The sequence below is a fragment of the Gemmatimonas sp. genome, from assembly GCF_041689975.1.
Lineage (GTDB): Bacteria > Gemmatimonadota > Gemmatimonadetes > Gemmatimonadales > Gemmatimonadaceae > Gemmatimonas.
In genome coordinates this window covers 1-2,886 of the sequence record NZ_JBDNFF010000092.1, presented here as the reverse complement: position 1 = coordinate 2,886, position 2,886 = coordinate 1, and the positions used below count along the sequence as shown (strand labels likewise).

The window sequence follows — 2,886 nt, the reverse complement described above, 5'->3', positions numbered from 1 at the left end:
GAAACCGGTTGGTTTATCCTACCAAGTGCCACCCTCATTCGGCGAGACGCCTTGCTACGAGTCGGGATGTTTAGCGAGGCTATCACACTGAATGAGGACGTCGCCTGCTTTCTCAAGCTGATGGTCCAGGCATCGAGCGTTATTGTCGATCGGCCGCTCACGCGCTGGCGCATTCATGAGACAAACACACACCGGGACCACGTGGGAATGTTGCGGGGGCGACTTGCGCTGACTCGTGATGCACTGGGTACGCCAGAGATCTACCCACAAGCGTTTGTGCGTCGTTTGCAAGCAGAGCTTGGGCAGCTGTTAGTCTCGCTGGCCCGCGAGGAGGCCCGTCTGGGCCACATGCAGACTGCGAGGATGCAGCTGCTCGAGGCGTACCGTCTCCAGCCCGACATTAAGGTTTTAATGATGATTCTTTCGTCATTCGCAGGCCGTACGGCTTTCGAACTTTTAGCGAAGCTTCGCCGGACAGTTGGCAGCACCATCGCAAGTGCCGGTGGTGCCGGACCGAACCAAGAGTAAAAATGGGTGTGGCGTAGCTGACACTTGTGTAGCGCAAGCGCAACAGGGTATGGATGACGCAACGGATCGACATAGAACACGATGGTGAGGGTGACAACGCGGTGCCGACCAGCGCAACCGAAGGCAGTTGCAACGGCCGGTTCTTCTGGTGGCAAGCGAGGGCAGCTATACGAACGAAAAAAGCGGACCGAAGTCCGCTTTTTCCCAATCGAGCTGCTGACCATCCCTGTTTACGCCTGCTTGCGACGCTTCGAAACGAGTCCAAGTGCTGCCAACCCCGCGGCCATGAGCACGTACGTAGAGGGCTCCGGAACCGTGGTGCTGAAATTAGCGGCCTCAAAGGCGTTGACCTGCGGGCTGTTGTTGAACACCAAGCTGGTGATCTGGCTACCCGTGTTCGCGACGAACCGCACGGACGTCGAGACGCTCTGGTCGCCGTTGGTCACGGGGAATCCAAGGCCGACGGCCGTAAACTGCGTGCTGAATGAGCCGCCGATGTTCGTCCAATTGACCGTCAACACGTTGTAAAGATCAGGGGAGCCCCAGACGAAGCCGATATCCCGGATCCCCGTCGAGAAGGTCAGAGTTGCCGGTGCCGTTGGCGTCGGGCCAGCAGCTAGGAAACGGCCCTGGAAAATTCCCCCGGCCGGAATATCGGCAAAAGGCTGATCTGCCATGTAGACGGTGCCACCTACAATGCTACCGATCGAACCGAGCGTGCAAGGCGTGCCAAAGGTGCACGCACCCGTCGACAACCCCAGAAATCCCCCCAAGGGGCCGCCCATCGATCCAGCAACCTGAGCGCTGGCGCTGGTGCCGACCGACGCAACGAGCGCCGCGGACGCCAGCAGAGACTTTGAAAATTTCATGCATCCACCTGTGTAAAGGATTCGTGGTACGTACCGCCAGTCCGCACGGCCTTGTCTAGACGAGCTGCGGTCTGAAGGACGATTCTGCAAAAGTCGGTCCACTCAACCGCCGCATCGCCTGCAGTAGTAAAATTGTGCGGAGCAGGGACTTATGGCCAAGCCGCCGAATGGCGAGGACGGGGAATGTTGCGCGGACACTACATTTGCAGGGCACCTGTGACGCCGGCGCCACAAGCACCAGCCGCATCCGCAGGCGCGCACCGATTGGCGAAGATTTAAAAATACCGGTGATAAAGACTTTCAGCTTCGCGGTGCAGTCGACTTCTTACCGCGCGTGAAAAAAATACGCCGATGTGCTGAGCCGCATGATTCGCTACTCGGAGACGGCAGCCCGCGTGGCCTCGAGAAACCCTCGCCCATACACGGAACACGGCTCCAGGTGAGCTCCTTCGGCCCACTCGTTCCACGCATTGATGAAGACCGGCGCGAGTTCGCCACCGATATCCTGACGCTGCGCGATCAACTTTCGGAGCCAGTGTTCATAAAGCTCTGGTGTCGCGCCCTCGAAGATCGTGGCGTTCGCCTTCCTCCGAGGGGAATTGTCCCACGAGGGACAGGCACAACGGAATCGCGGATAATCCGGTAAGCCCTGCGACAGCATGTGAGTAACGAGATCTGAGTACCGGTAGAGCGTATGATCACCCCAAAACGGCTTCCTTCCCAAAAACTTTTTAGCTATGCGTCCTGGAATACTCTGCTGCCTGGCTCCGGGCAAAATGCTCCAGTTGGGCGCAAACTCGACTGCGGCATTAAAACCAATACTCCGCGGATCGTAACCACCAGAAAAGCTGTCCACGCGTGCGAGATAGAGTTCGCCCAACCCATACGCAACGGCTTCTCTTTGCCAGATCTCGGCCGTCCGTGCGGGCTCTGGTAAAAGCTCAGTTCGGTAAATCAACACGAGCGGCTTGCCCTTCACGCGCACATAGCGCGGATCGGCAAGTGTCGGCAAAAGCGCGCGAATGTGCTGCTCATCATCCGCAATTGAATGTTCCTGCCCAAGAAGAACCTGTTGGGCTGAGCCGTCCCATCGGCGCGTCCAATTCTCGTTCGCCCAGCAAATACAAAAAGGAAAGTTGGGTTCACCTGAAGCCACGACCTCGTCGAGCGGCCGATTCAGGAGTCTGCGGCCGTTGAACCAGTAGTGGTAATAGCAGAATGCCGTCACTCCATGCGCTCGCGCGAGATCTGCCTGCGCTTTTCGGACATCCGGGAGTCGCAGATCGCAGAAGCCAAGATCAGTGGGAAAGCGCGGTTGAACGTGGCCGCGGAACTTGGGCACTGATCGGACTACGTTCGTCCATTCGGTAAAGCCTTTGCCCCACCACTCATCATTTTCAGCTATCGGGTGGAACTGCGGAAGGTAAAACGCGATCGCCTTGATTGATTGATCGGAGGGCATCGATGACGCGTTGAGTGTGTTGGTTTC

At 57.9% G+C, this 2,886-nt stretch carries 2 protein-coding genes and 1 pseudogene; 1 reads left to right on the top strand and 2 read right to left on the bottom strand.

All coding sequences use genetic code 11. The features are described from left to right. Positions 1 to 528, top strand: a pseudogene (locus ACESNG_RS06380) (hypothetical protein); the annotation flags it as partial. Positions 529 to 758: 230 nt separating this feature from the next. Here the strand turns inward: ACESNG_RS06380 and ACESNG_RS06375 are convergent. Together ACESNG_RS06375 and ACESNG_RS06370 are read right to left on the bottom strand one after the other, a co-directional pair. Continuing rightward, positions 759 to 1,397, bottom strand: a complete 639-nt coding sequence (locus ACESNG_RS06375; RefSeq protein ID WP_373061494.1) for a PEP-CTERM sorting domain-containing protein — start codon at positions 1,395 to 1,397, stop codon at positions 759 to 761. 373 nt (positions 1,398 to 1,770) lie between these two features. Beyond that, the coding region (locus tag ACESNG_RS06370) for a glycoside hydrolase family 99-like domain-containing protein (RefSeq protein ID WP_373068268.1) at positions 1,771 to 2,886 on the bottom strand (1,116 nt) is incomplete at its 5' end.

Coding starts and splice junctions, on each gene's coding strand:
- ACESNG_RS06375 (WP_373061494.1), bottom strand. CDS start 1,397: ATGAAATTTTCAAAGTCTCTGCTGGCGTCCGCGGCGCTCGTTGCGTCG.